Raw genomic sequence first — 26,068 nt, 5'->3', positions numbered from 1 at the left:
TCGGGCTCATGAAAAAGATCCTGAATTTTCTCAAACATCCCTTGTTCATCGGCCTGACCGGCTTCGCCGCCGTCATCGCCCTGATCTGGTATCTGGGACCGCTGATCTCGGTGGCCGGCGCTTCCCCGCTCGCCACCGATATGGGCCGCATCGTGACCATCGCGGCCTTCGGCGGCTCCATGGCCCTCTACAAGGTCATCTACTACATCCAGACCTTGCGCAGCAACCGCGACATGCTGGCGGATTTGGCCAGACAGGCCGGCCAGCTCGGCGAAGGCGGCCAGGCGGCGGGCCAACCCAGTCCGGAAGCCCGCGAAAAGGAGCAGAAGAAAAAAGAGCGGGACGCCGCCTCGGCCGAGGAGATTTCCACGCTCAAGCGCGGGTTCGACGACGCGCTGGGAGTCCTCAAAAAGACCAAGCTGGGCGGCAAGACCGGCCGCGGCCAATATCTCTACCAACTGCCCTGGTACATCATCATCGGCCCGCCCGGCTCCGGCAAGACCACGGCGCTGATCAACTCCGGCCTACGCTTCCCGCTGGGCGCGGGCAAGGTGCGCGGCGTGGGCGGCACCCGCAACTGCGATTGGTGGTTCACCGATGAGGCCGTCCTGCTGGACACCGCCGGCCGCTACACCACCCAGGACAGCCACGAGGAAGTAGACCGGGCCGCTTGGCGCGGCTTCCTGGATCTCTTGAAGAAACACCGCCGCCGCCGCCCCATCAACGGCGCGTTCATCGCCATCAGCCTCGCCGACCTGATGCAGCAGCGCGAAGAGGAACGCGAAGCCCAGGCGCAGGCCATCAAGCAACGGGTGCAGGAACTGCACGAGCATTTCGGCATCCGCTTTCCGATTTACGTGCTGTTCACCAAGGCTGACCTGATCGCCGGCTTCGTCGAATTCTTCGCCGATCTCGGCAAGGAAGAGCGGGATCAGGTTTGGGGTTTGACCCTGCCGATGGATGACCCCACCAATCCTGACGGAGTGGTCCAACAGTTCACCGCCGAAATCGAGCTGCTGGAACAGCGCTTGAACGACCGCCTGGTCGAGCGCTTGCAGGACGAGCGCGACCCGCAGCGGCGCGACCTGATTTACACCTTCCCCCAGCAGTTTGGCTCGCTGAAGCCAATGGCCGAGCGCTTCCTCAAGGAGGTGTTCCGACCCAGCCGCTTCGAGGAGCGCGTCCTGCTGCGCGGCGTCTATTTCACCAGCGGTACTCAGGAAGGCACCCCGATCGACCGGCTGATGAGCGCGCTGGCCAGCACCTTCGGCTTGCGCCGGCAGCTATCGAGCGCTTTTTCGGGCAAAGGCCGCAGCTACTTCATCACCCGCCTGTTGCGCGAGGTGATTTTTCCCGAATCCGGCCTCGCCGGCACCAATCTGAAGGTGGAGCGCTGGCGGTCCTGGATCCAACGCGGGGCTTATGCCGCCGCCTTGCTGGTCACCGCCGCGGCGGCGGCGCTGTGGCTGACCAGTTACGCCCGCAACGAAATGTACGTGCGCGCGGTGGAAAAACAGCGGCTCGAAGTCGCCCAGCAGCTTCAGGCCTTATCCCCCGACCAAACCGACCCGGTCGCCGCCCTGCCTTTGCTGGACGCCGCCCGCGCCATCCCCGGCGGCTACAGCGACCGCGACGCCAGCAAACCCTGGCTGATGGGCTTTGGGCTTTATCAGGGCGACAAGCTCGGCGGCGAGGCGCAGGCGATCTACCAGCGTCTGCTCGGTCAGGCCTTGCTACCCCGCATCATCCTGCGCCTGGAAGAACGGCTACGCCAGAGCGCCACCAACCCCGGCGCGCTGTACGACACGCTCAAGGTCTATCTGATGATGGACGACACCGAGCATTTCGACGCCAAGACCGTCAAGAGCTGGCTGGAACAGGAATGGCAGACCCATCTGCCCCGCACCATCAGCCGGGAACAGCGCGACCATCTGAGCGCCCATCTCGACGCGCTGCTGGAACAAGCGCCCCTGAAATCGCCCATCGCCCTGGACAACGCTCTGATCCAGAGCAGCCGCGCCCTGCTGAACCAGATTCCCCTGGCCCAACGGGTCTACGAGCGGCTCAAGCACGACCAGCGCCAAGCCGGCGACCCGCCAGAGCTCGGCCTGACCGCCGCCGCCGGCCCGGACGCACCCCGCGTCCTCGACCGCAAGAGCGGCCAGCCGCTGAACGGCGGCATACCCGGTTTGTATACCTATAACGGCTACTACCATTTTTTTTTAACCGAGAGCCCGAAACTGGTGGACCGACTGGCTGATGAGAGCTGGATTTTGGGTGCGGTGGCGCAGGTTTCGAACAATCCGGCCGAGCGGCAACAGATCGCCGACAACCTCTGCCGCCTTTATCTGAGCGACTACCTGCGGTTGTGGCAAGAATTGCTGAACGATATCAAGCTCAAGGAATTCGATAATCCAGGAGCGGCGCTGGACATCTTACAGGTGCTGTCCGGGCCGGCGTCGCCGCTGCGCACGCTGTTTCAGACCATCGCCCGCGAAACGGCCCTGGACCGGCCGCCCGCGCCGGCGCCGGCCGCTAAAACCCCGCCGGCCGATCAGTCGCTGACCGAGAAGATCGCCGGCATCATCAACAAAGCCGATGCCCCCACGGCGGCCAAGGCGCTGAGCTGCGGCGTCGATCCGCGCTTGCTGGGTCTGAACGGTCAGTACGGGCGTGAAATCGGCGGCCCCGAGGGCGCCATCCCGCCGCTTGATAAAACGCTGTCGGCGCTCAACGACCTCTACGGCCACATGAACGCCATCGGCCGGGCGCGGGAAGCCAGCCCGGACGGCAGCGTGGCGCAGAACCTCAAGGACCAGTTTGCCGGCGTGGCCAACCAGCTCCAGATCGAAGCCGCCCGCAAGCCGCCCCCCTTCAATACCCTGCTCGTCAAACTGGCCACGGACAGCATCGATATTGTCCGCAGCCTGCGCGACCGGTTGAACGCACAATGGAAAGCGGCCCAAATCGCCGCTTTTTTTCAGGACAATCTCAACGGCCGCTACCCCCTGGTCCGCAGCGCCATCCAATGGAGCGGCCCCGGACCGGGCGGGGGCGGGGGCGGGCCGGCCCCCGCCGTCGCGACCAACACTATTCAGTGGGTCGGCCAAACCCCTGGCGCCGGCGCCAGCCGCACCATCCAAGGACCGCCGGACGCCACCCTGGCGGCCTTCGGCCGCTTCTTCGGGCCGAACGGACTCCTGGACAGTTACTTCAAGCAGCACCTGCAAAACTATGTGGATACCTCCCAAGGCGTTTGGCGCTGGCGCGGTCCGACCGGTCCCGAACAGATGATTTCCCCGGAAGCTCTGCAATTGTTCCAGCGCGCCGCCGCCGTGCGCGCCGCCCTGTTCGGCGGCAACAGCCAGACCCCGGCGGTCCGCTTTCAATTGACCCCCCTCGAAGCCAGCGCGGATGTCGGCCAAACCATCATCGGACTGGATGGCCAGACGCTGACCTATACTATGGGTCAGGCCGCGCGGGCTGCCGATTTTCAGTGGACCGGCGCATCCGGCCAAGCGCGTCTTCAGTTCGCGGCGCCGGGCGGCGGCGACCCGCTGCAATACAGCGAAACCGGCCCTTGGGCCTGGTTCAAACTGCTCGATCAGGCGCAGATGCAGCCGACTGGCAACGGCCAATTTCGGGTAACGTTTCAACTGGGCGGCAGACAGGCGATCTACGAACTTCGCACCGCCGGCGGCAACCCCTTCCGCTTGCGGGAATTGGAGAAACTCCAGTGCCCAGAACAATTATAGTAAATTATTTCAAATACTTAACCAAATAACCCGGTAAGAAACAGGCAGGTTTATGTCTGAAAACACCGCCAATTCCGCCCCCGATGGCCGATCCGTAGCCGGCTTTTTCGGTAAATTGCCCGGACGGGGTGATTTTATCGGTCGTCATTTGCCCAAATCGTTCCTCGATCCCTGGGACGGCTGGTTGCAAGAGGCGATCGCCGAAAGCCACTTGCAGTTGGGCGGGAGCTGGCGTGAGTGTTATTGTACCAGCCCGATCTGGCGGTTCGCGCTCGACGCGGGTTTGTGCGGACCGGTTCCTTACACAGGGATTTTGATGCCGAGCGTCGACCGAGTGGGCCGTTACTATCCTTTGGTGATCGCCGTTCCCCTGGAGGCGGCCCAGTCCCTGTTCGGGTTGCCGGTGACCGCTGGGGCGTGGTTTCAGCAAGCCGAGCAACTGGCGCTGGCGGGTCTGGACCTCGACCGCCTGGATGTGGACGATTTCAGCCGCAAAGTAGCGGCGCTGAGCGCGCCACCGGTTCCGACCGCGACCGCCGGCACGGCGGCCGACAGCTCTTGGTATTATCCCCTTCCCGACCCGTTGGATTTCGGCTCGATAGCGCCGGCGCTGGCCGATGAGCTGTTGCGACGGCTCTTTCCTCAAATCAGCCTTTGGTGGACCGAGGGTTCCGAGCGGATCGCCCGGTGCCTGCTGATTTGCAACGGCTTGCCGCCGGTTTCCGGTTTTGTGGCGTTGATGGTCGGAGAGTGGCGGCAATGGGGCTGGACCGAAAAACAGTTTGTCGGTATCGCTCCCCGCTCGGGGAAGCCATCCGCCGCCGAGGAGACTTGATCATGACTGAAAAGCAAGCCTTTCAATGGTCGTCCGCCGGCCGCAGTCACGTCGGCATGGTCCGGGCCATCAATGAGGATGCCTGCCTGGCCCTGCCGGAGGTCGGTCTCTGGACGGTCGCCGACGGGATGGGCGGACATGAGGCCGGCGACATCGCCAGCCAGATGATCGTCGAAACCTTGCAGCAGATCGTGCCGCCCAATGATTGGGAGGAATTTTTGAACTCGGTCCGGGAAGGCCTGAAGGACGTGAACCGACGCTTGCGCGAGGAGTCGGCCCAGCGCTACCACAACCGCACCATCGGCAGCACGGTGGTGGTGCTGCTGCTCCACGGCGCCCACTGCGCTTGTCTGTGGGTGGGAGATAGCCGCATCTACCGGCTGCAAAACGGCCAATTGCAACAGTTGACCCGCGATCACAGCCACGTGCAGGAACTGGTCGACCAGGGCCTGATCGCCTCCGAGGACGCCCATCGCCATCCGCTGGCCAACGTCATCACCCGCGCGGTCGGTTCGACGGAAGAGCTGGCGATCGATGAAGCCATCTATCCCCTGCAAGCCGGCGACATGTTTCTGTTGTGCAGCGACGGTCTCAACAAAACCGTCAGCGATGAAGAAATCGCCCGCCTGCTGGTACACAGCAATCACAACTGTCAGGAAGCGGTCAAGGCTTTCATCCACTTGGCGCTGATGCGAGATGCCAGCGACAACGTGACCACCGTGGTGGTGAACGTGCTGGGAGGGGATGCGGCTCAAACCGGCGAACCGGTCGAAACGCTGGAGAATCCGATCCCCCCGGATTGGTATTTACAGTGACCGGCGGCCAGAACGCGCGGCTTGGCGCGCTCAGCGCGCCCGCCGGTACAGCGGTTGCGGCTGATCGGCCGCCGGCTGATAGCTCTCGCTGAAATCACCGAACGCCGCCAGGGCTTCTTCCAGGCTGCGATCCTCGCGCAGCTCGAACGCATCGAAGCCGCTGCGCGCCATGAAGAACAGTTGATCGCGCAGCACGTCCCCGACCGCCCGGATCTCTCCCCGATAGCCGAAACGCTCCCGCAGCAACCGGGCTTGCGAGTAGGCGCGGCCGTCGGAAAACTTGGGAAACTCCAGCGCCACCACCGCCAGCTTCGGCAAATCCTCGGCCAGTTCGGTCACGTCGGCCGTGTTCGGCAGCCGGACGCCGACCGGTTCGTCCCGCGCCAGCAACGCCGCCCGCTCCCGCCGCCAGCGCGCCAGGGCTACGATCACCGCGCCAGCCGGCAACTCGGCATCGTCGGCGATAGACTGCCAACGGTCTTCGACGATCCGCCGTCCTTTAATAACCGACCGCATAACGCTCCTGCTCCTGTTTGGCTTGATCGCTGCCCGGCGCGTAGGCCCGCACCCGGAACGGTTCGAGTCCGATCCGGCGGAACGTGTCGATGAAGCGCTCGCCGTCTTCGCGCCGGTCCAAATAGACCTCCAGCAGCCGCTCCAGGGTGTTGGCGACCTCGGTCTTGGGGACCGAGGGGCCGAGGATATCGCCCAGCGACGCCGCGTTTTCCGAGGAGCCGCCCAGCGAAATCTGGTACCACTCCTCCCCTTTCTTGTCCACGCCGAGAATGCCGATGTGGCCGACGTGATGGTGGCCGCAGGCGTTCATGCAGCCGGACATGTTGAGCCGCAACTCGCCCAGATCGTAGAGATAGTCGAACCGGTCGAATTTTTCGTTGATCTGGCGGGCGATGGCGATGGAGCTGGCGTTGGCCAGACTGCAAAAATCCAGGCCGGGGCAGCAGATCATATCCGCCAGGGTGCCGATCACCGGCGCGGCCAGCCGCTGCGCCTTCAGGGCGTGCCACAGCGGATAGAGCTCGGCCTGCCGCACGTCCGCCAGCATCAGGTTCTGGTGGTGGGTGGCTCGAACCTGGCCGAAGCTGTAGCGATCGGCCAGATCGGCCACCGCGTCCATCTGTTCGGCGGTGATGTCTCCGGGCGGTACATCCGGTTCCTTCAAGGCCAAAAACACGTTGCGATAGCCCGCGACCTTGTGCTCGGCGACGTTATAGCGCACCCAAGTCGCGAACGCTTTATCGCCTTTCAACCACTGTTCGAAACTGAGATCGCAAGCGGCGTCAAGATCGTAAGGCGGCGGGGCGAAGAACCGGCGGACCCGCTCGATTTCGCGCTCGTCCAGCACCAGCCCGGACTCCCGAATCTGCGTCCATTCCGCTTCGACCTGTTGGCGAAACACCTCGGGCTTCAAGGCCTTGACCAGAATCTTGATGCGGGCCTTGAACAGATTGTCGCGCCGGCCATGCTGGTTGTAGACCCGCAGAATCGCTTCCAGATAGGACAGCAGATCGCGCTGCGGGAGAAACTCACGAATGACGTGACCGATCAACGGTGTCCGCCCCAAGCCGCCGCCGACCAGCACCCGAAAACCGAGTTCGCCCCGCTCGTTGCGCAGCAGGTTCAAACCGATATCGTGGACTTGCGCCGCCGCGCGGTCGTGAAGCGCCCCGGTCACGGCGATCTTGAACTTGCGCGGCAGGTAGGAAAATTCTGGATGGAAAGTCGACCACTGCCGGATGATCTCGCAGTAAATGCGCGGGTCTTCGATTTCATCCTTGGCCACACCCGAGAGGTGGTCGGCGGTGACGTTGCGGATGCAGTTGCCGCTGGTCTGGATGGCGTGCATCTGCACCTTGGCCAGCTCGGCCAGAATGTCCGGCGTTTCCTCTAGCTTGGGCCAGTTGTACTGAATGTTCTGGCGGGTGGTGAAATGGCCGTAGCCCTTGTCGTAGCGGCGGGCGATGTCCGCCAGAGCCCGTAGTTGCCGCGACGACAGCAGGCCGTAGGGGATGGCGACCCGCAACATCGGCGCGTGGCGCTGGATATAAAGGCCGTTCATCAGCCGCAACGGTCGGAATTCATCATCGCTCAACTCGCCGGCCAGGTAACGCCGCACCTGACCCCGGTATTGAGCCACCCGTTCCTCGACTAGCGTTTGATCGTATTGGTCGTACTGATACATCGTGACAAGTCCACCGCCTGAAAGTCCGGTCATCCCGCTCCGGTCCGAGCCGGCGCGGAAAAATTGGGTTTGTGACCTTATCATCGCCCCATATGCAAACAAAGTATTTTTTATCCATAAAGTTATATTCATTGCTTATTTAGAGCGCGCGGATTGCCGGTCAGGCGAGCGCGCGGAGCGCCCGCTAAAATTTATAATTTCTTTACACGGCGCTCTCTCATTTTTACCCCATTTTTTCAAACGTGCGTTTACGCTTCACGCCATCGAGACGGTTATGGGGAAGCGCGCCGCGCGCGATCGGCCGATGGATCATGTCCCCTCATTCTGATTGGCCCGCCACACCCGACATGAAAACGCCTCTGACCGAACCCGACCCGTCAGACAGATTCCTTCAGCCCGAAGCACAGAGGACTGGTACCGAGCGTCCCAGCGGCTGGCGTCGGTGGCAATTATCCTTGATCGGGCCGATGGCGCGAACGGGGTTGCGCGCGCCATTCAACCCGCTCCGCCCGCCACCAGGTTACCTCGTAGCCCTGCTGGTTTCCTTGGGGGTGACCTTGCTCGCCATCCCGCTCTTACCCTATTTCGATCACGCCAACATCATCATGTTGTTTTTGCTGGTGGTGGTCGGTGTGGCGGCGGGGTACGGGCGCGGTCCGGCGATCCTGGTGGCGGTCCTCAACGGGCTATCGTTCAATTTCGTGTTCGTGCCGCCGCGATTCGCGTTTGCGTTTGACACGCTGCAAGCCATCCTGACGTTCGTCGTCATGCTGATCGTCGGCTTGATCGTCGGCCAACTGACCGCCCGCTTCCGCTACCAAGCTCACATCGCTCGGGCTCGCGAGGAGCGCGCTTGTCACCTCTACGAAATGGCGCGCGAGCTATCGGGCGCGCTGGCGGTCGAACACGTTATCGAGATCAGCGAGCGCTGGGTCGAGACCAGCCTGCGGATCAAGGCCCGGCTGCTGCCATCGGACGACCGCGGTTGCTTGCAAGCGATCCCGACGCGACCCGAGCCGTTATCGGTGAATTTGGCCCTCGCGCAGCAGTGTTTCGACCGTAACGCGCTGATGGAATCCAGCGGCGGCAACTTACCCGACTTACCGCTGTTGTATCTGCCGCTCAAGGCGGCGCCGCACGCGCGCGGGGTACTGGTGGTGGCGCCTGACCCGCGGCGGCCAGCGAGCTTGGGACAGCGCCAGTTGCTGGATACGTTCACCGCGTTGATCGCCATCGCTCTGGAGCGGCTGCACTTCGCCACGGTCGCCCGTCACACCTTGGTCAAAATGGAAGCGGAGCGAGAACGTAACTCGCTGCTGGCGGGGTTGTCCCACGATCTGCGCACGCCGATGACCGCGCTGCTCGGCTCGACGGAAGCCTTGGCGCTGGAACTGGCCGCCGGACAGCCGTCCTCTCAGGACTCGTTGGCCGCCATCCGCGAGCAGACGATGCGGATGGCATTACTGGTCGACAATCTGCTGGACATGGCCAGGCTGCAAGCGGTCGGCGGGGTGCGGCTGCGCAAGGATTGGCAATCGCTGGAGGAACTGGTGGGCTCGGCGCTGCGGATGCTGGAACAACCCCTGCGCGATCACCCGTTGCAACTGGCGCTCGGCCTGGAACTACCGCTGGTCAATTGCGATGCGGTGCTGATCGAACGGGTGCTGGTCAACTTGCTTCAGAACGCCGCCAAATACACGCCGCCGGGTACTGTCATCGGCGTTGCGGCCCGCACCGAGGCCGATCGGGCCATCGTGGACGTCTGGGATGAAGGACCCGGCCTGCCCGTCGCTCACCAAGAGGGTTTGTTTGAAAAATTCACTCGCGGCCAGCCGGAATCGGCGATGCCGGGCTTGGGCCTGGGGCTGTCCATCTGCCGGGCGATCATCGAGGCCCACGCTGGAGCAATCAGCGCCGGCAACCGCCCTGGCGGCGGCGCCTGCTTCACCTTCACGCTGCCGCTGGAAACCTTACCACCGCTTGAAATGGATGATGAATCCGATCTGGAGCCGACCTGATGGCCGCTGCCGAAACCGCCTTGACCGTCCTGATCGTCGAAGACGAGCAAGCCATCCGCCGGTTCGTCCGCGCCACGCTGGAAGGCGAGGGTCATCGGGTCCACGAGGCGGATACGCTACGGCAAGGTTTGCTGGAGGCCGGCACCCGCAAACCGGATCTCGTCGTGCTGGATTTGGGCCTGCCAGACGGCGACGGCGTCGATTTCATCCGCGACCTGCGCGCGTGGAGCGGCATTCCCATTCTGGTGCTGTCGGCTCGGGTCGAAGAATATGACAAGGTTGAGGCATTGGATGCCGGCGCCGATGATTATTTGATCAAACCCTTCGGGGTAACGGAACTGCTCGCGCGCGTGCGGGCGGTGTGCCGGCGTTACGCGCGCGGACCAAGCGGCGCGACGGTGGTGACTTTCGGCGAAACGAACGTCGATTTGCAGCGTCGGCAGGTCACTCGGGCGGGCCAGTCCGTCCATCTCACCGCCATCGAATTTCGGCTGTTGGCCACCTTGCTCAGCCAGTCCGACAAGGTGCTGACCCACCGCCAACTGCTGCGCGCCGTCTGGGGGCCGGCGTATGTGGAGCGCAGTCATTATCTGCGCATCTACATGGGCCATCTCCGCCAGAAGCTGGAAGCCGATCCGGCCCGACCCCGTTATTTTCTCACCGAAACCGGGATCGGCTACCGGTTCTGCCCCGCCTGATTTCGCCGAGGACCATCGCCTTTGCGCTCGAATGCAGCGGCTTTACGGCCATTATCGCCGCTCCGTGCGCCGGCCGGCATTTACGCAATTTTTACACGGCGCTCCGCTCTTTTGATGATTTCTTTACAGCGCTTCCGGTAAAAAAGTTGTCACTGCTTGCGCGCATCGTAAGGAATCAACCATGCAACCCTCCCCTCGGAACGATCCACCGAAAACCTGATTCGCCGCGCCGAAGCCGCGCCGGACCAGGCGGCGCTTAAGGAGGTGCTGGTCGAAACGCTAACCTTGCTGGCGATGGCGCGAGACGACATCCGGGCGCTCGCGCAGCGCATTAGGGCCTTGGAAGAAACGGCGCCCAACCAAGCGGCTCTGGAGGAGACGCGCACCGATATCGAGCAACTGCTGGATCTCGCCGGCGGGACCTCTTACGAGCGTTTCGCCATGGCGGCGCGGCGCTGCGTCTACGACGAAAACTGGCAAGAGGCGGATACCGCCCTGGCCGCATTCCGCGAACCGGGCGAATTGCGCGATCTGGCGCTGCGCATTCGCGGTCGGCTGATCGATCTCTATTCCTGAACATCCGACCGCTCCCGCGGGTGTTGCCCGTGACGCCGCCTGAATCCCAACAAAGGTAAACGACCATGATCCCTGATTCGGTTTACGGAGCCATTCTGTTGAGCATCATCGATTTCTTTTTGAGCTTCGTGGTGATCTCCGGCATCGGTTTCATCCTTTCCCTGTTTCCCTATCTGAATCGCCTGGGGGAGATCGACGAGAAGAAACTGCGGGAAGGTGGCCATTGAGCTGGCGCCGCATAGCGATGAACGATGAACCCCTGATAAAAACTCGGTAAGCACGGTCGGAGGGCTGGCGGTTGTTTGAGCAAATCATTTTATTCTTCCATGCATTATTGCAGCAGACCGGGGCGGCCAATCTCGCCTTTGGCAACTTGGTGATGATCGCCATCGGCGGGATCATGATTTATCTGGCCATCGCCAAGCACTACGAACCGCTGCTGCTGATCGGCATCGGTTTTTCCTGCATCGTCGCCAACGTGCCGGGACCGCCCGATGTGCCGGGAGGTCCGCCGGTTTCCGCGTTGCTCTACGTGGTGAAGGAAGGCGGGCTGTTTCACTATGCCTACGAAGGGGTGGCCAAGCTGATCATTCCGCCGCTGATTTTCCTGGGCGTGGGCGCCATGACCGATTTCGGTCCGATGATCGCCAACCCCAAACTGGTCATTCTGGGGGCGGGGGCGCATCTGGGGATTTTCGTGGCGCTGATCCTCGCCAAGCTGGTTGGCTTCACCATCAACGAAGCCGGCGCCATCGGCATCATCGGCGGGGCCGACGGTCCCATGGCGATTTTCGTCACCGTGAAGCTGGCCCCGCATCTGCTCGGTCCAATTTCTGTCGCCGCCTATTCCTACATGGCCTTGATGCCCATGATCCAGCCGCCGGTGATGAAAATGCTCACTACGGAAGCAGAACGCAAAATGGGAATGCCGCAGCTTCGCAAGGTCAGCAAGCTGGAAAAAATCGTGTTCCCCGCCGTCATCGCCATCATCGTCAATCTATTTTTCCCGCCGGTCGCTCCGCTGATCACCATGTTGATGCTGGGCAATCTGCTGAAGGAAGTGGGCGTCACCGAGCGGCTGGCCAAAACGGCGGGCGGCGCGCTGATGAACATCATCATCATCATCCTGACCGTGGCCATCGGCTCCACCATGGCGGCCGACAAGTTCCTGACCTGGGATACGCTGTTGATCGTCGGTCTCGGCTTGCTGGCATTCCTGTTCGGCACCGCGTCCGGCGTCGTCACCGCCAAGATCATGAACCTGTTTCTCAAGGACAAGATCAACCCCTTGATCGGCTCGGCCGGCATCGCCTCGGTCCCCATCGCCGCGCGGGTTTCCCATATCGTCGCCAATCAGGCCAACCCGCACAATCACTTGATTTTCCACGCGATGGGTCCCAATCTGGCCGGCGTGTTCGGAACCGCCATTTCAGGCGGAATCATGCTGGCGTTGCTCGGCGTCCAATGAGAATGTGTTACTCTCCTTGACCGCTTAACCGCCGGCCAACCGCCGGCCCTCGTTTTCAACGTGCCCAGCCGGTTGCCACAACCTGCTGGGCAGTCGATTTTTGGCGACTCACTCATGCAAGCTTTCAATGTCGAACGCGTCCTCCAGGTCCATCACTGGAACGAGACGCTGTTTAGCTTCAAAACCACCCGGGATTCGGCGCTGCGCTTTCGCAACGGCCATTTCGTCATGATCGGCCTGGAAGTGGACGGCCGCCCGCTGACGCGCGCCTATAGCATCGCCAGCGCCAACTACGAGGAACACCTCGAATTTTTCAGCATCAAGGTCCGCAACGGTCCGCTCACCTCTCGGCTGCAACACCTGAAGGAGGGCGATTCGATCCTGGTCGGCCGCAAGCCGGTCGGCACCTTGGTCATCGACGACTTGCTGCCCGGCCAACAACTTTACCTGCTGGGATCGGGCACGGGGCTGGCGCCGTTTTTGAGCATCATCAAGGACCCGGACACCTACGAACGCTTCGAGCGGATCGTGCTGGTGCATGGGGTCCGGCATATCAGCGAATTGGCCTATGCCGATTTCATCAAGGAGGAGCTACCGAAGAACGAGTTTCTAGGGGAACTCATCGCGCAAAAACTTCTTTACTATCCGACCGTGACGCGCGAGCCCTTCCACAATCGGGGGCGGCTGACCCATCTGATCGAGAGCGGCAAATTGTTCGCGGACCTTGATCTGGCCCCGCTCGATCCCGCGCGGGATCGGGTGATGGTCTGCGGGAGTCCGGGGTTGCTGAAAGATAGCTGCGCGCTTCTCAACGAGCGGGGCTTCGTGATTTCGCCCCACATCGGCGAACCCGGCCATTATGTGATCGAACGGGCTTTTGTAGAAAAATAGGAAACGCCTCGCCCTCTTTAGATGCTGTTCAGTGGCACGTGGAGTCGGGGACGGCCTTCGGCGCCGTAGCGGCCTGTTTGAATAACATGGGCGCTGGTTCGAGCGAAGCGGCGGGTTTTAGCGTGCTGAACGACACCGCTCTCTGGCTGATGTCGCTGGCCATGTCGGTCGGGCGACTGGAAATTCTTCCTCTGTTACCGCTATTTCTGCCAGACTTTTGGAAGTGATGGAGAGCCCTGCGCGTGAAAGAAATCGATGCGGACCCGCAACGTGAAATCAGCCTGCCGCCAGCCGGCGCTTCCTATAAACCGGGCCGGCCGGTCGTGACCGAACCGCCACCACACCGGGCGGCGGTCGACTGGAAAAAGTGGCGGGTCGAAAACCGGCGCTCGCCGCTCAAGACAGCGCTATACATGGTCGGCTTACTGATGATCCTGTTCAGCACCACCATGCTGCCGCCGATGGGGGTGGCGTGGTGGTACGACGGTTATGAGGTCGTGCTGCCTTTCGCGAAAGCGATGGGCACCATGTTGGGCCTGGGCCTGCTGTGCTGGTTGCCGGTGTGCCGCTACAAGCCCGACCTGCGCAATCGGGACGGCTTCGCCGTGGTAGTGGCTTTCTGGTTTCTGCTGTCGCTGATCGGCGCGCTGCCGTTCATGCTGTCCACCAACCCGCACATGCGGCTGGTGGATGCGGTGTTTGAAACGGTATCCGGTTTGACCACCACCGGCGCCACCGTACTGTCGGGCCTCGATGCCATGCCCAAGGCCATCGTCTATTACCGGGCGCAACTGAATTTCCTCGGCGGCATGGGCGTCATCGTACTGGCCGTGGCTCTGTTGCCGATGCTCGGGGTCGGAGGAATGCAGCTTTATAAAGCCGAGACACCGGGGCCGATGAAGGATGAAAAACTGACCCCCCGCATCACCGAAACCGCCAAGAACCTCTGGGTCATTTACGTGGCGCTGAACGTGATTTGCACGCTGTCGTTCTGGGTGGCGGGCATGAATTTCTTCGACGCGCTCTGCCACAGTTTCGCGACCCTGGCGCTCGGCGGTTACTCGACCCACGACGCCAGCATCGGCTATTTCAACAGCCCGGCCATCGAACTGGTCGCCGGCTTTTTCTCGATTGTGGCAGCGATCAACTTTGCCCTGTTTTTTCTGGCGTGGCGGGCGCGCAGCCTCCAGGCCATCTTCCGGGACCCTGAGTTTCGATTCTGCATGGTGGTATTTGGAGCCATCATCGCAACGGCCTGTCTTTATCTGTACTTCAGCGGCAAGTTTTCGCCGTGGGAAGCCTTTTACCACGGCTTTTTCCAGACGGCCTCAGTAATCACCGACAACGGGCTCGGGACCATCGGCTATCCGGCGGACTGGCCGATTTTCGTGCCGCTTTTGCTGTTGCTAGGCAGCTTTTTCGGCGGTTGCGTCGGCTCGACCTGCGGCGGCATCAAAGCCATCCGTTTTCTGCTGCTCTACAAGCAAAGCGTGCGTGAAGCGCGGCTCTTGATCCGCCCGTCCGCCCAGATCGCGGTCAAGCTGGGCGTCCAACCCGTTTCCGACCGGGTGATGCAGGCGGTTTGGGGGTTTTATTACCTGTATGTCTTCAGCTACTGTTTCTTCTCGCTGGCGCTGACCGCGACCGGCGTGGATCTGGTGACGGCTTTCGGTTCCGTCGCGGGTTGCCTCAATAACATGGGCATCGGTCTGGGGGAAACAGCCGTCGGTTTCGCTCCGCTCAACGATACCGCCACCTGGTTGCTGTCCCTGGCCATGCTGATCGGACGCTTTGAGGTATTCCCGCTGTTATTGCTGTTCCTGCCGGATTTCTGGAAATGACAGAAGTTATGGTGTTTTTCCGGGCCAGCCGCCCAAATCGCCCGAATGGCTACTAAATTTTGGGTACTCGATTTGTTGCCGGCATCCATTAAGCTTTTCGCTCCATCGACCAGCGAGGCATAACGACACATGGACAGCATCGTTCAGAAACGTATCGGCGTCCTGACCAGCGGCGGCGACGCCCAGGGCATGAATGCGGCGGTGCGCGCGGTGGTTCGTACCGCCCTGCATTTCGGCGCCGGTGTATATGCCGTCTATGAAGGCTACCAGGGCATGGTGGAAGGCGGCGACCGCATCCGGCCGCTGGCCTGGGATGACGTCGGCAGCATCCTGCACCGGGGCGGCACGGTGATCGGCACCGCCCGCAGCGCCGAATTTCGCGAGCGCGCCGGCCGCCTGCGCGCCGCCCGTCACCTACTTCAACACGGCATCGACCGGCTGGTCGTCATCGGCGGCGACGGCAGTTTGACCGGCGCGGATACCTTTCGCCGGGAATGGCCGGAACTGGTGGCGGAACTGCTGAAAAACGGCGATATCGACGAGGCGACCGCCCGACGCCACCCCGCCTTGATGATCGCCGGCTTGGTCGGCTCCATCGACAACGACATGGTGGGCACCGACATGACCATCGGCGCCGACTCTGCCCTGTACCGCATCATCGAAGCCATCGACGCCATCACTAGTACCGCCGCCAGCCACCAGCGCAGTTTTGTGGTGGAGGTCATGGGTCGCCACTGCGGTTACTTGGCCATGATGAGCGCCATCGCCGGCGGCACCGACTACGTGCTGATCCCCGAGAACCCCCCGCCCGAAGGCTGGGAAGCCCAGATGTGCGAGCTGTTGCGCCACGGTCGAGCCGCCGGCCGGCGCGACAGCATCGTGGTGGTCGCCGAAGGCGCTTGCGACCGCCAAGGAAAGCCGATCGGCGCCGATTACGTGCGTCAGGTGTTGGAAGAACGGCTCGGCGAAGATACCCGCGTGACGATCCTCGGCCATGTCCAGCGCGGCGGCACGCCCAGCGCCTTCGACCGCTGGATGAGCACTCTGCTCGGTTACGCCGCCGTCGAGGAAGTGCTGTCCGCCACTCCCGAAAGCGAGCCGCAGATGATCGGCATCCGCTACAACCGCATCGACCGCGCCCCCCTGATGGAGTGCGTGCAAAAAACCCGCAGCGTCGCCCAAAAAATCGCCTCTGGCGATTATGCCGGCGCGATGGCGCTGCGGGGCGGCAGCTTTACCGAAATGTCCCAGATGTTCAAGCGGATGGCTGAGGCCATGCCGAGCGTGGCCCCGCCGGCCCGACCGCGGCGGCTGGCGATCATCCACGCCGGCGGATTGGCGCCGGGCATGAATCCCGCCGTGCGCGCCGCCGTGCGGCTCGGCTTGGACCGCGGCCATCTCATGCTCGGCGTGCGCGGTGGCTTCCAGGGCTTGATCGACGGCAAAATAGAGGAGCTGACCTGGGGCGGGGTCGAAGGCTGGACCGCTTTGGGCGGCGCCGAATTGGGCACCAACCGCCGGATTCCGACGCTCGAACAATTTTATTCGGTCGGCCGCGCGCTGGAGACGCAAAATATCGACGCCCTTCTGGTCATCGGCGGTTGGGCGGCCTACAAGGCGGTTTACGAACTCTACCGCGAGCAGGAACGCTACCCCGCTTTTAAGATCCCCATGATCTGCCTGCCGACCAGCATCGACAATAACCTGCCCGGTTCGGATTTGAGCATCGGCGCGGATACGGCGCTCAACGTCATCGTCGAAGCGCTCGACCGGATCAAACAGTCGGCCACGGCGGCGCGGCGCTGCTTCGTGGTCGAAACCATGGGCCGCTTCTGCGGCTATCTGGCGCTGATCAGCGGCTTGGCGGGCGGCGCCGAGCGGGTCTACCTGAACGAAGAAGGCATCACCCTCAAGGCTCTGCAAGTCGATGTGGAAGAGATGGTCGCCAGCTTTCTCGGCGGCCGGCGGCTCTATCTGGCCATCCGCAGCGAGCGCGCCAACCCCCGTTACACCACCGATTTTCTGAGCCGGTTATTCGAGGAAGAAAGTCAAGGCCGCTTCGACGTGCGCCAAGCGATCTTGGGACACACCCAGCAAGGCGGCACGCCCTCGCCGTTCGACCGGATTCTGGCGACCCGTCTGGCCGCGCGCTGCATCGACTATCTGATCGAATCCTTGGAGCGGAAATCGACCGAAGGCGCGTTTGTCGGCCTGTCAGAGGGCAAAGTCACCATTTTTCCCCTCAAGCAAATGGCGGACATGGTCGATTGGGCTAACCGGCGGCCCAAGGAGCAGTGGTGGATGGCGCTGCGTCCGATGGTGCGCGCCATGGCGCGGCAGCCCGGCGAGCTCGCGGACAGCGCGCGCGCGACGCCCTGCGCGGATCTGATGCTTCCGGATGGCGCACCGGCCGAATAAAATAGCGCCATGATGGGAACGAGGCGCGTCACCCTCCGCGCCTCGCCGCAAGATGGGTCCGACCGCGCCCACTCTCGGTCAAACGCGGCCATCGCCCTTCAACGCCTGTTGGAGAACGGCCACCACCGCGTTGACTTGCTCGATGGGGATTTGGCCTGGCGCGGAGCTTTGCTCGCCGACCGCGAAGCTGACCGAGGAGCCGAACATCCAGCCGAACAAGCGGCTGAGCGCGCCGTAAGCGCCCATCGACATACTGATGATCGGCAACGACAGGGTCTTGCGCGCCGTCAGCGTCGCGTCGAGCAAGGTCAACACATCCCGCAATTCCTTCGGCATGACCGCGATCTTGGCGACATCCGCGCCCGCTTGCTCCATCGCGGCGAACTTCGCCATCAGTGCGGCGGCGTCCGGCGTTTCCTGGAAATTGTGGTAGGACGCAATCAAGCGGCAACCCGTATTTTTGGCCAGGGCCGCAGCCTGCTGAAAATGGCGTGGTCCGACGCTCAATTCATAATCGAATAAATCCGCGCAGCCCGCACCACAGACGGCGGCATATAACTCGAAAACCTGATCCTCGTCCAGCGGGATCGGCTGGCCCCCTTCACGAATCGAGCGCCGAGTGAAAATGAGCGGGATCGCGCCCGCCCGTCGTTGGATCTCTTGACCCAGCGCCACCACCCGGCGGGTATCGGCGATGTCCGAAAAGAAATCGACCCGCCATTCCAGCAAGTCCGGTCGCTTGGGCAGAATCGCGGCCAGTTCGCGGTGAATCTCAACCTCGTCAGTTCCGACCAACGGCGTGCAAATCAGAGGTTCTTGTTCCGAAACGAACGGTTTGTGTTTGAGTGTGATCGGTCTTGAAAATGCCATCGTGGATTCGGGCTTACGCCTTCTCGATTTGGAGATAGAAACAACCTAGTCATCAACCCCGCTGTTGGCAAACGAGTTCGGCGGCGCGCTTTCCCTCATCGCCGTCCTTCGCCGCCCGCGCGTCTCAGTAATGCATCCAGCGTCCGCGCCGGCAACAGCCGACGCAGCGCGGCGAACAGATACGTCGGGACCGTCACCGGATAGCGCGCGCGCGGCCGAGGGCTTTCTAGGGCGTGAATCACCCGTTTCAACACCGCTTCCGGCGGCAGGGTAAACGGCGCGGTCGGACCGGTCTTGGTCAGTCGCGACTCCAGCGCGGCGTACTGCGGGCGATGCGGGCTGGTTTCATCCGGCGGATGCCGCCCGTAAGCCGCGTGGGCGTTATCGCGAAACCGGCTGAGAATCGGCCCCGGCTCGATCAGGCAAACATGGATTCCGGTTCCAGCCAACTCCAGGCGCAAGGTATCGGCCAGTCCCTCCAAGGCGAATTTGCTGGCGACATACGCGCCCCGATAGGGAAACGCCACCAACCCCAACACCGAACTGGTGTAGAGAATCCGCCCGCCGCCCTGCCGGCGCATGATCGGGATGAACTGGTTGGTCAGTTCGTGAGTTCCGAACACGTTGGTCTCGAATTGCTCTTGCAGCGCCGCGCGGCTCACATCCTCCACCGCGCCGGGCTGGCCGTAGCCGGCGTTGTTGAACAGCGCGTCCAACCGTCCGCCGGTCCGCTCCAAAACCGCCAGCGCCGCCTTCTGAATCGAATCGGAATCGCGTAAATCCAGCGCGAGCGCTTCCAGACCTTCAGCCTGCAACCGCGCCAGATCCTCGGGTTGGCGCGCCGAGGCGAACACCCGCCAGCCGCGCGCTTGCAAACCCCGCGCGGCGCAATGGCCGATCCCCGACGAACAGCCGGTAATCAAAATGGTTTTAGCGTCCACCGCCGTTTCGGCCGAATGCGTTCATTAGAATCAATTGTTTATTTTTTTAAAGCAAATTCATTAACTTAATAAAATTAAACGACACGGATTCCGCATTGCAATAAAATTGTCATATAAATGCCATATAAAAGCCGCCATCGCATTGTACTTTCAGCGCATGGTTTCCGGTTGATTCCTTAAGATCGAGCGGGCACCGATGCGTTTTTTATTGCTAACGAACTGTTGTCGGAGGCTTTTCGTGATCAAGCACCCCCTTGCGTTCGCCGTGGCGGCGGCCTTGACGTTGGCCGGCGCGGCTTACGCCCAGTCCGCCCGCGACTATATCAGCGTCGTGGGCTCGTCCACGGTTTATCCCTTCACGACGGCCGTCGCCGAACAATTCGGTAAGGCCAACGCCAATTTCAAGACCCCGAAGGTCGAATCGACCGGCACCGGCGGCGGCTTCAAGCTGTTTTGCGGCGGGGTCGGCGTCCAGCATCCCGACATCAGCAACGCCTCGCGGGCCATCAAGAAGTCCGAGGTCGAAACCTGCGCCAAGAACGGCGTGACCGACATCGTCGAAATCAACATCGGCTTCGACGGCATCGTGCTGGCCTCCTCCAAGAAAAACCAGCCGATGCCGCTGACCATCAAGGATATCTGGCTGGCGCTGGCCAAGGAGGTTCCGGACGCCGGCGGCAAACTGGTCGCCAACCCTAACAAAACCTGGAAGGACGTGAACCCGGCGCTGCCGGCCAACAAGATCGAAGTGTTGGGACCGCCGCCGACCTCCGGCACCCGCGACGCCTTCGTCGAATTGGTGATGGATCACGGCTGCAAGGAATTCGACGCCGTCAAGGCGCTGGAAAAGAGCGATGAGAAAAAAGCCAAGGCGGCTTGCCAGACGGTGCGCGAGGATGGCGCCTTCATCGAGGCCGGCGAGAATGATAATCTGATCGTCAACAAACTGGTCGCCAACCCCAACGCGCTCGGCGTGTTCGGCTATAGCTTCCTGGAGGAAAACCTCGATAAGATTCAGGGCGAGACCATCAACGGCGTCGCGCCCGCGTTCGAGAGCATCGCCGACGGCAAGTATCCGGTGTCGCGGCCGCTGTTCGTGTACGTCAAAAAGGCGCACGTCGGCGTGATCCCCGGCATCAAGGAATTCATCGCCGAACTCACCAGCGAGAAGGCGGTCGGCGACGACGGTTATCTCGGTCGCAAAGGCTTGATTCCGCTGCCGGACGCCAAACGCAAGCAAGTCGCGACCGACGCCAACAGCCTCAAGCCCCTGAAGCCTTAATTCCGATTGTTTCCCGCGTCGCCCGCGCGCTGAATCCTCGGCCGCCGGTGGCGCTTTCGTGTTTGGGTGGAGCCTCATGCAGCCTTTCTTGCTCTTCACGCTGCTCTTGCTGAGCGCCGGCGCGTACTACATCGGCCGCCGGCGCGCGTTTGCGGTCGCGGGCGGCCACATCCGCAACCTGCATTCCCTGCCCAGCTTCTACGGCTTCTACACGGCGCTGTGGTGCGGCTTGCCGGCGCTTTTGATCTTCGCGCTGTGGGCCGCCGCGCAACCCAACCTCTTGGTGAATTGGGTGGTGGCCGGCCTGCCGCCGGAGTTGCGCGATCTGCCACCCGACCGGCTCAATTTAGTGGTCAACGACCTCAAAAATCTGGTCGGCGGCAACTTCGTCTCCAGCGCCTCTGATCCGGTCATGGTCGAGGCCGCCGAACGTTACCGGCAGTGGCGGGCCACCGGCAACGCCGCCTTGTGGGTGGTGGTGTTGAGTCTGGCCATCGCCGGGATCGCCTACGCCTGGCGGGCCATCTCGCCTGGGCTGCGCGCTCGCAACCGGGTCGAGGGGGCGGTCAAGCTATTCCTGATCGCCAGTTCGACCGTGGCCATTTTCACCACCCTCGGCATCGTGCTGTCGGTGGTGTTCGAATCGCTGCTGTTTTTCCGCCAAGTGCCGGTTTCGGAGTTCCTGTTCGGCCTGCAATGGAGCCCGCAAACCGCCTTGCGCGCCGATCAGGTCGGATCGTCCGGGGCGTTCGGCGCGGTGCCGTTGTTCGCCGGCACCTTGTTGATTTCCGGGATCGCCATGTCGGTCGCCGTACCCGTCGGCTTGATGTCGGCGCTGTATTTATCCGAATACGCCACCCCGAAATTTCGCGCCTTCGCCAAGCCGGCGCTGGAAATTCTGGCCGGCATTCCGACGGTGGTGTACGGCTTTTTCGCCGCGCTCACCGTGGCCCCGCTGATCCGCGAAATCGGGACCGCCGTCGGCCTGCACGTCGCTTCCGAAAGCGCGCTGGCCGCCGGCTTGGTGATGGGCGTCATGATCATTCCCTTCGTCTCCTCGCTGTCGGACGACGTGATCAACGCCGTGCCGCAGTCGATGCGCGACGGCTCCTACGCGCTGGGCGCGACCAAATCGGAAACCATCACCCGCGTGCTGCTGCCCGCCGCCTTGCCCGGCATCGTCGGCAGCATCCTGCTGGCGATCTCGCGCGCCATCGGCGAAACCATGATCGTGGTGATGGCCGCCGGCCTGTCGGCCAATCTGACCGCCAATCCGTTGGAGGCGGTCACCACGGTCACGGTGCAGATCGTCACCCTGCTCACCGGCGATCAGGAATTCGACAGCCCCAAGACCTTGGCCGCCTTCGCGCTCGGTTTGGTGCTGTTCGTGGTGACGCTGATCCTCAACATCATCGCCCTACGGGTGGTGCGCAAATATCGGGAACAGTATGAATAAGGCGACTTCCCAAGACGGCGCGCCGCGCGAGCGCGACATCAAAACCATCGTCAACGCCGGCCTCGCCCGCCGCCACGCCGCCGAGCGGCGCTTCCGCTGGTACGGCTTGAGCGCGATCAGCTTGGGGCTGGCCTTCGTGGTGTTGATGTTCGCCAACATCATCAGCAAGGGGTTGCCGGCTTTTTGGCAGACCTATATCCAAGTGCCGATCCACTTCGACGCGGCCGCGCTCGACCCCGACGGCAAGCGCGACCCGCAAGCCTTGGCCGGCGCCGACTACGGCGCGCTGGTCCGCGCCGGCTTGCGCCAGACCTTCCCCACCGTCGAGGGCCGGCTGCCCTTGCGGGCGCTGTCGGCCTTGGTCAGCACCGACGCCGCCTACGACCTGCAACGGCGGGTTGCGGCCGACCCGCAACTGATCGGCGCGCGACAGGAGGTGTGGCTGCTGGCCTCGGCCGCCGTGGACACCTTCGTCAAGGGCAACATCGACCGCGGCTTGGAGGAGGCGAACCGTCCGATCAAGGACAACCAGATCGAATGGATCGACCAGTTGCAAGCCGCCGGCAAAATCGAACGCCATTTCAACACCGTATTGTTCCGCAACGGCGATTCCCGCGAGCCGGAACAGGCCGGCATCCGAGGCGCTTTGATGGGTTCGTTTTTCACGCTGCTGGTCACGTTTTTCCTGTCGTTTCCCATCGGCGTGGCGACGGCGGTGTATTTGGAGGAGTTCGCGCCCAAAAACCGCTGGACCGACATCATCGAAGTCAACATCAACAATCTGGCGGCGGTGCCGTCGATCGTGTTCGGTCTTCTGGGGTTGGCGGTGTTCATCAACTTCTTCGGCCTGCCCCGCTCCGCGCCGCTGGTCGGAGGCTTGGTCCTGAGCTTGATGACCTTGCCGGTGATCATCATCGCCGGCCGCGCCGCGCTGACCTCGGTGCCGCCGTCGATCCGCGAAGCGGCGCTGGGCATGGGCGCGTCCAAGCTGCAAATGGTCGGCCATCACGTCTTGCCGCTGGCGATGCCCGGCATGTTGACCGGATCGATCATCGGCATGGCCCGCGCCCTGGGCGAATCGGCCCCGCTGCTGATGATCGGCATGGTGGCTTTCATCGTCGATGTGCCCAAGAACTTCCTCGATCCCGCCACGGTGCTGCCGGTGCAGATCTACCTTTGGTCCGATCTGCCGGAGCGGGCGTTCGTCGAGCGGACCTCGGCGGCGATCATGGTGCTGCTGGCCTTCATGATCCTGATGAACGGGCTGGCGATCCTCTTGCGCAAGCGTTTCGAGCGACGCTGGTAGGCTCGGCCGCTTCGCCCTCAATCACCCAAGGATTTCTCGCTTATGAGCACGACCGCCATCGACACCCAGACCGCTTTGAACGGGGCCTTGAACCGGACCGCGCCGATCCGGCAGAGCGCCGGCATTCAGGTCACCGACTACGACAACCGGCAAACCGTCGGCAAGATCACCGTGGACAATCCCAAGATGGTGTGCCGGGACGTCAACGTCTATTACGGTCAAAAGCACGCCATCAAGGAAGTCAGCCTCGACATCGGCGCTCATGAAGTCATCGCCTTCATCGGCCCCTCCGGCTGCGGCAAATCGACCTTCCTACGCTGTCTGAACCGGATGAACGACACCATTCCCTCCTGCCGCGTGACCGGCCAGATCAAGCTGGACGACGATGATATCTACGCCAAGGAGATCGATGTCGTACAACTGCGGGCGCGGGTCGGGATGGTGTTTCAGAAACCCAACCCGTTCCCCAAATCCATCTACGAGAACGTCGCCTACGGGCCGCGCATACACGGCATGGTCAACAACAAGGCCGAACTCGATCAGTTGGTGCGCGACAGCCTGGAGCGGGCCGGTTTGATCAAGGAGGTCGAAAAACGGATGCTGGAGCCGGGCACCAGCCTCTCCGGCGGCCAGCAGCAGCGGCTGTGCATCGCCCGCGCCATCGCGGTCAACCCCGAGGTGATCTTGATGGACGAACCCTGCTCGGCGCTCGATCCCATCGCCACCGCCAAGATCGAGGAGCTGATCGACGAATTGCGGGAAAACTACACCATCGTCATCGTGACCCATTCCATGCAGCAGGCGGCGCGGGTGTCCCAGCGCACCGCCTATTTCCATCTGGGCGATCTGATCGAAATCGGCGACACCGATCAGATTTTCACCAACCCCCGGCACAAGCTGACCGAGGATTACATCACGGGCCGCTTCGGCTGATCCCGATCTCGCGCCTGACACCGGAGACTCCCACCATGGCCATCAGTCACGAGGCTCATACTGTCAAACAGTTCGATGTTCAGCTCGCCAACCTCCGCAACATGGTGCTGGAAATGGGTGGCTTGGTCGAAGATCAAATCAAGTGCGCCATGACCGCGCTGGATGAGGAAGACGCAAACGCCGCCCGCGAGGTGGTCGCCCGCGACCGGATCATCAACGGCCTGCAAGTCAAGGCGGACGAAGATTGCGTGAGCATCATCGCGCTGCGCCAGCCGCTCGGCAGCGACCTGCGGATGATCATGTCGCTGGCCAACACCGTGACCGACCTGGAGCGAATCGGCGACAGCGCCAAGAAAATCGCCCGGATGACGCTCCATATCTACGATGGCGTCAGCAGCCCACCCAGCCCCAAACTGCTGCGCGATGTCCGATTGATGGCCGAACTGGCAGGCGACATGCTGCACGACAGCCTCGACGCGCTGGCCCGGCTGGATGTGGAAAAGGCGTTGGCCATCATCAACAACGACGACGAACTCGATCAGGAATTTCAATCCGCATTGCGGCGGCTGATCACCTACATGATGGAAGATCCACGCACCATCGGCCACGCGATCAACGTGGTCTTCATCATCAAGGCGCTGGAGCGGATCGGCGATCATTGCAAGAACATCGCCGAGCACATCGTGTATCTGGTCGAGGGCAAAAATATCCAACAGCGCCGCAACATCGACATGAACACCATTCTGACGCTGGCGCAAGACGGCGAGGAAGCGCGGGAATAACCGCCGCCCGCCGCACGCCCGACCGGCGGCGTGGCTGCTTGCTGGTTCGGCTAGCCGTTACGAGCGTGCGCTTTCAGCCAGAGCGCGTGTTTTTCGCGCAGATCCGCCAGGACTTCCAGATCGATCAGATCATCCTCTCGGATACGCTCGTCGTAGTTTTCCCAACCCATGAAATCGCGCAGGGCCTTACGGGTGGCGTCATCGGCAACTCCGGTCACGACACCTTGATAAAAGCCGCGCGCGTGCAGGATCTGTTGCAGCTCGTTGGCGATGGCGCCATCGATCCGCACGAGATTGTGGGGGTCGCTGCGGAAATACGTCAGCCGATGGATGGCGTACAAACGTTCCAATTCGACGATGGGGCTCGGATGGTCATACACCGAAATATCGACATAACGATCGTCGAAACCGCCGTAACCGCCGCCGGCCCGCACCACCAAGAGCGCCGCCGACTGCTGGCCGCGCCGGTCGCCGCCGCCGGCCTGCCCGGCGTGCAGGGCCGCCAGCAAGCGTTCGGCCAGCGCCCCCTGCCCCTGCTCGAAGGCCCTCACCATGTTCTGCGCCACCGCCGGCCCGGCCAGGGTATTGCCCTGCGCGGCACAACAACGGCCCTGCGATTCGCCGGCCCAGTCGAAGCACTGAGCGCCGGTAAAACTGGCGGCGCGGCCTCGGGCGTCGATGATCCCGACCTGACGGTAATCGCGCTGTTCATCACTCCCGGTCAGAATCTCGATGGCTTGTTGGGGCGCCGCGCCATTTGCCAACAACGCCAACCCGCGCGGCCCGTAGCCGGTATTGCAGTACGCTTGCGTCGCCACCGCCCCTACCCCTGCCTTGGCAAACGGAATCGACACACCGACATTGGGAAACTTGGACTGCACGGCCACGCCCAAATCGCCGTTGGCGGGGTCGAAGGCGACGATGGAAAACGTCATGACGCACCCTCCACGCAAGGAAACCAAACCGAGGATACAGCGCTGTCG

At 62.5% G+C, this 26,068-nt stretch carries 22 protein-coding genes; 17 read left to right on the top strand and 5 right to left on the bottom strand.

Annotated elements, in window-relative coordinates; genetic code table 11:
- Positions 1-8 precede the first annotated feature (8 nt).
- The 3 genes from tssM to IPK09_01300 are packed head-to-tail and all read left to right on the top strand — an operon-like array spanning position 9 to position 5,405.
- Positions 9-3,755: a type VI secretion system membrane subunit TssM gene (gene tssM / locus IPK09_01310; GenBank protein ID MBK7982250.1), complete on the top strand. Its 3,747-nt coding sequence runs from the start codon at positions 9-11 to the stop codon at positions 3,753-3,755.
- Between the two features lie 52 nt (positions 3,756-3,807).
- Entirely contained in the window at positions 3,808-4,590 is a 783-nt protein-coding gene (tagF, locus tag IPK09_01305) for a type VI secretion system-associated protein TagF (GenBank protein ID MBK7982249.1), read from the top strand.
- A 2-nt stretch (positions 4,591-4,592) separates the two neighbouring features.
- Entirely contained in the window at positions 4,593-5,405 is an 813-nt protein-coding gene (locus IPK09_01300; protein ID MBK7982248.1) for a serine/threonine-protein phosphatase, read from the top strand.
- A 30-nt stretch (positions 5,406-5,435) separates the two neighbouring features.
- Here IPK09_01300 and IPK09_01295 read toward each other — a convergent pair whose 3' ends face one another.
- Both IPK09_01295 and IPK09_01290 read right to left on the bottom strand, forming a co-directional pair.
- Positions 5,436-5,921 carry a DUF934 domain-containing protein gene (locus IPK09_01295; GenBank protein ID MBK7982247.1) on the bottom strand — a complete coding sequence of 162 codons (486 nt, stop codon included), beginning with the start codon at positions 5,919-5,921 and terminating at the stop codon, positions 5,436-5,438.
- Positions 5,905-7,605 (bottom strand): nitrite/sulfite reductase, encoded by a 1,701-nt coding sequence (locus IPK09_01290; GenBank protein MBK7982246.1) that lies wholly within the window; start codon positions 7,603-7,605, stop codon positions 5,905-5,907. The genes IPK09_01295 and IPK09_01290 overlap by 17 nt, the downstream gene beginning before the upstream one ends.
- A 467-nt stretch (positions 7,606-8,072) precedes the next feature.
- Between IPK09_01290 and IPK09_01285 the strand changes: the two genes are divergently transcribed.
- The 9 genes from IPK09_01285 to IPK09_01245 all read left to right on the top strand — a co-directional run bounded on the left by IPK09_01285 (position 8,073) and on the right by IPK09_01245 (position 17,515).
- Complete coding sequence (locus IPK09_01285) at positions 8,073-9,623, top strand: DUF4118 domain-containing protein (protein MBK7982245.1); 1,551 nt, start codon at positions 8,073-8,075, stop codon at positions 9,621-9,623.
- Positions 9,623-10,321, top strand: a complete 699-nt coding sequence (gene kdpE / locus IPK09_01280; GenBank protein ID MBK7982244.1) for a two-component system response regulator KdpE — start codon at positions 9,623-9,625, stop codon at positions 10,319-10,321. The genes IPK09_01285 and kdpE overlap by 1 nt, the downstream gene beginning before the upstream one ends.
- Before the next feature lie 264 nt (positions 10,322-10,585).
- On the top strand, positions 10,586-10,897 hold the full coding sequence (locus tag IPK09_01275) for a hypothetical protein (protein MBK7982243.1): 312 nt from the start codon (positions 10,586-10,588) through the stop codon (positions 10,895-10,897).
- Positions 10,898-10,962: 65 nt separating this feature from the next.
- Positions 10,963-11,124: a hypothetical protein gene (locus IPK09_01270; protein ID MBK7982242.1), complete on the top strand. Its 162-nt coding sequence runs from the start codon at positions 10,963-10,965 to the stop codon at positions 11,122-11,124.
- A gap of 71 nt (positions 11,125-11,195) precedes the next feature.
- Positions 11,196-12,365 carry a sodium ion-translocating decarboxylase subunit beta gene (locus IPK09_01265; GenBank protein MBK7982241.1) on the top strand — a complete coding sequence of 390 codons (1,170 nt, stop codon included), beginning with the start codon at positions 11,196-11,198 and terminating at the stop codon, positions 12,363-12,365.
- 114 nt (positions 12,366-12,479) lie between these two features.
- Positions 12,480-13,256: a ferredoxin--NADP reductase gene (locus IPK09_01260; GenBank protein ID MBK7982240.1), complete on the top strand. Its 777-nt coding sequence runs from the start codon at positions 12,480-12,482 to the stop codon at positions 13,254-13,256.
- A gap of 86 nt (positions 13,257-13,342) precedes the next feature.
- Positions 13,343-13,483 (top strand): hypothetical protein, encoded by a 141-nt coding sequence (locus IPK09_01255; protein MBK7982239.1) that lies wholly within the window; start codon positions 13,343-13,345, stop codon positions 13,481-13,483.
- 186 nt (positions 13,484-13,669) lie between these two features.
- Complete coding sequence (locus IPK09_01250) at positions 13,670-15,097, top strand: potassium transporter (GenBank protein ID MBK7982238.1); 1,428 nt, start codon at positions 13,670-13,672, stop codon at positions 15,095-15,097.
- Between the two features lie 129 nt (positions 15,098-15,226).
- On the top strand, positions 15,227-17,515 hold the full coding sequence (locus IPK09_01245) for a 6-phosphofructokinase (protein MBK7982237.1): 2,289 nt from the start codon (positions 15,227-15,229) through the stop codon (positions 17,513-17,515).
- Between the two features lie 78 nt (positions 17,516-17,593).
- On the opposite strand, the gene IPK09_01240 is transcribed toward IPK09_01245, so the two are convergent.
- Together IPK09_01240 and IPK09_01235 are read right to left on the bottom strand one after the other, a co-directional pair.
- Positions 17,594-18,385 (bottom strand): type I 3-dehydroquinate dehydratase, encoded by a 792-nt coding sequence (locus IPK09_01240; protein MBK7982236.1) that lies wholly within the window; start codon positions 18,383-18,385, stop codon positions 17,594-17,596.
- Positions 18,386-18,480: 95 nt separating this feature from the next.
- A complete protein-coding gene (locus IPK09_01235) occupies positions 18,481-19,311 on the bottom strand; it encodes an SDR family NAD(P)-dependent oxidoreductase (protein ID MBK7982235.1) in 831 nt (276 codons plus the stop codon).
- Between the two features lie 211 nt (positions 19,312-19,522).
- On the opposite strand from IPK09_01235, the gene IPK09_01230 reads away from it, so the two are divergent.
- From IPK09_01230 to phoU, 5 genes are all read left to right on the top strand, one after another.
- Complete coding sequence (locus IPK09_01230; GenBank protein MBK7982234.1) at positions 19,523-20,608, top strand: PstS family phosphate ABC transporter substrate-binding protein; 1,086 nt, start codon at positions 19,523-19,525, stop codon at positions 20,606-20,608.
- A 76-nt stretch (positions 20,609-20,684) separates the two neighbouring features.
- Complete coding sequence (gene pstC / locus IPK09_01225; protein MBK7982233.1) at positions 20,685-22,064, top strand: phosphate ABC transporter permease subunit PstC; 1,380 nt, start codon at positions 20,685-20,687, stop codon at positions 22,062-22,064.
- Positions 22,057-23,370, top strand: a complete 1,314-nt coding sequence (pstA, locus tag IPK09_01220) for a phosphate ABC transporter permease PstA (protein ID MBK7982232.1) — start codon at positions 22,057-22,059, stop codon at positions 23,368-23,370. Before pstC ends, pstA begins: the two co-directional genes overlap by 8 nt.
- Before the next feature lie 42 nt (positions 23,371-23,412).
- Positions 23,413-24,303: a phosphate ABC transporter ATP-binding protein gene (locus tag IPK09_01215; GenBank protein MBK7982231.1), complete on the top strand. Its 891-nt coding sequence runs from the start codon at positions 23,413-23,415 to the stop codon at positions 24,301-24,303.
- A gap of 35 nt (positions 24,304-24,338) precedes the next feature.
- Positions 24,339-25,085: a phosphate signaling complex protein PhoU gene (phoU, locus tag IPK09_01210; protein ID MBK7982230.1), complete on the top strand. Its 747-nt coding sequence runs from the start codon at positions 24,339-24,341 to the stop codon at positions 25,083-25,085.
- Positions 25,086-25,135: 50 nt separating this feature from the next.
- Here the strand turns inward: phoU and IPK09_01205 are convergent, their stop codons facing one another.
- Positions 25,136-26,020 (bottom strand): DUF1028 domain-containing protein, encoded by an 885-nt coding sequence (locus tag IPK09_01205; protein ID MBK7982229.1) that lies wholly within the window; start codon positions 26,018-26,020, stop codon positions 25,136-25,138.
- Between the last annotated feature and the right edge of the window lie 48 nt (positions 26,021-26,068).

Source organism: Candidatus Competibacteraceae bacterium (assembly GCA_016713505.1).
Lineage (GTDB): Bacteria > Pseudomonadota > Gammaproteobacteria > Competibacterales > Competibacteraceae > Competibacter_A.
The sequence above is the reverse complement of the archived record's forward strand: the minus strand, read 5'-3'. Positions and strand labels throughout refer to the sequence as shown.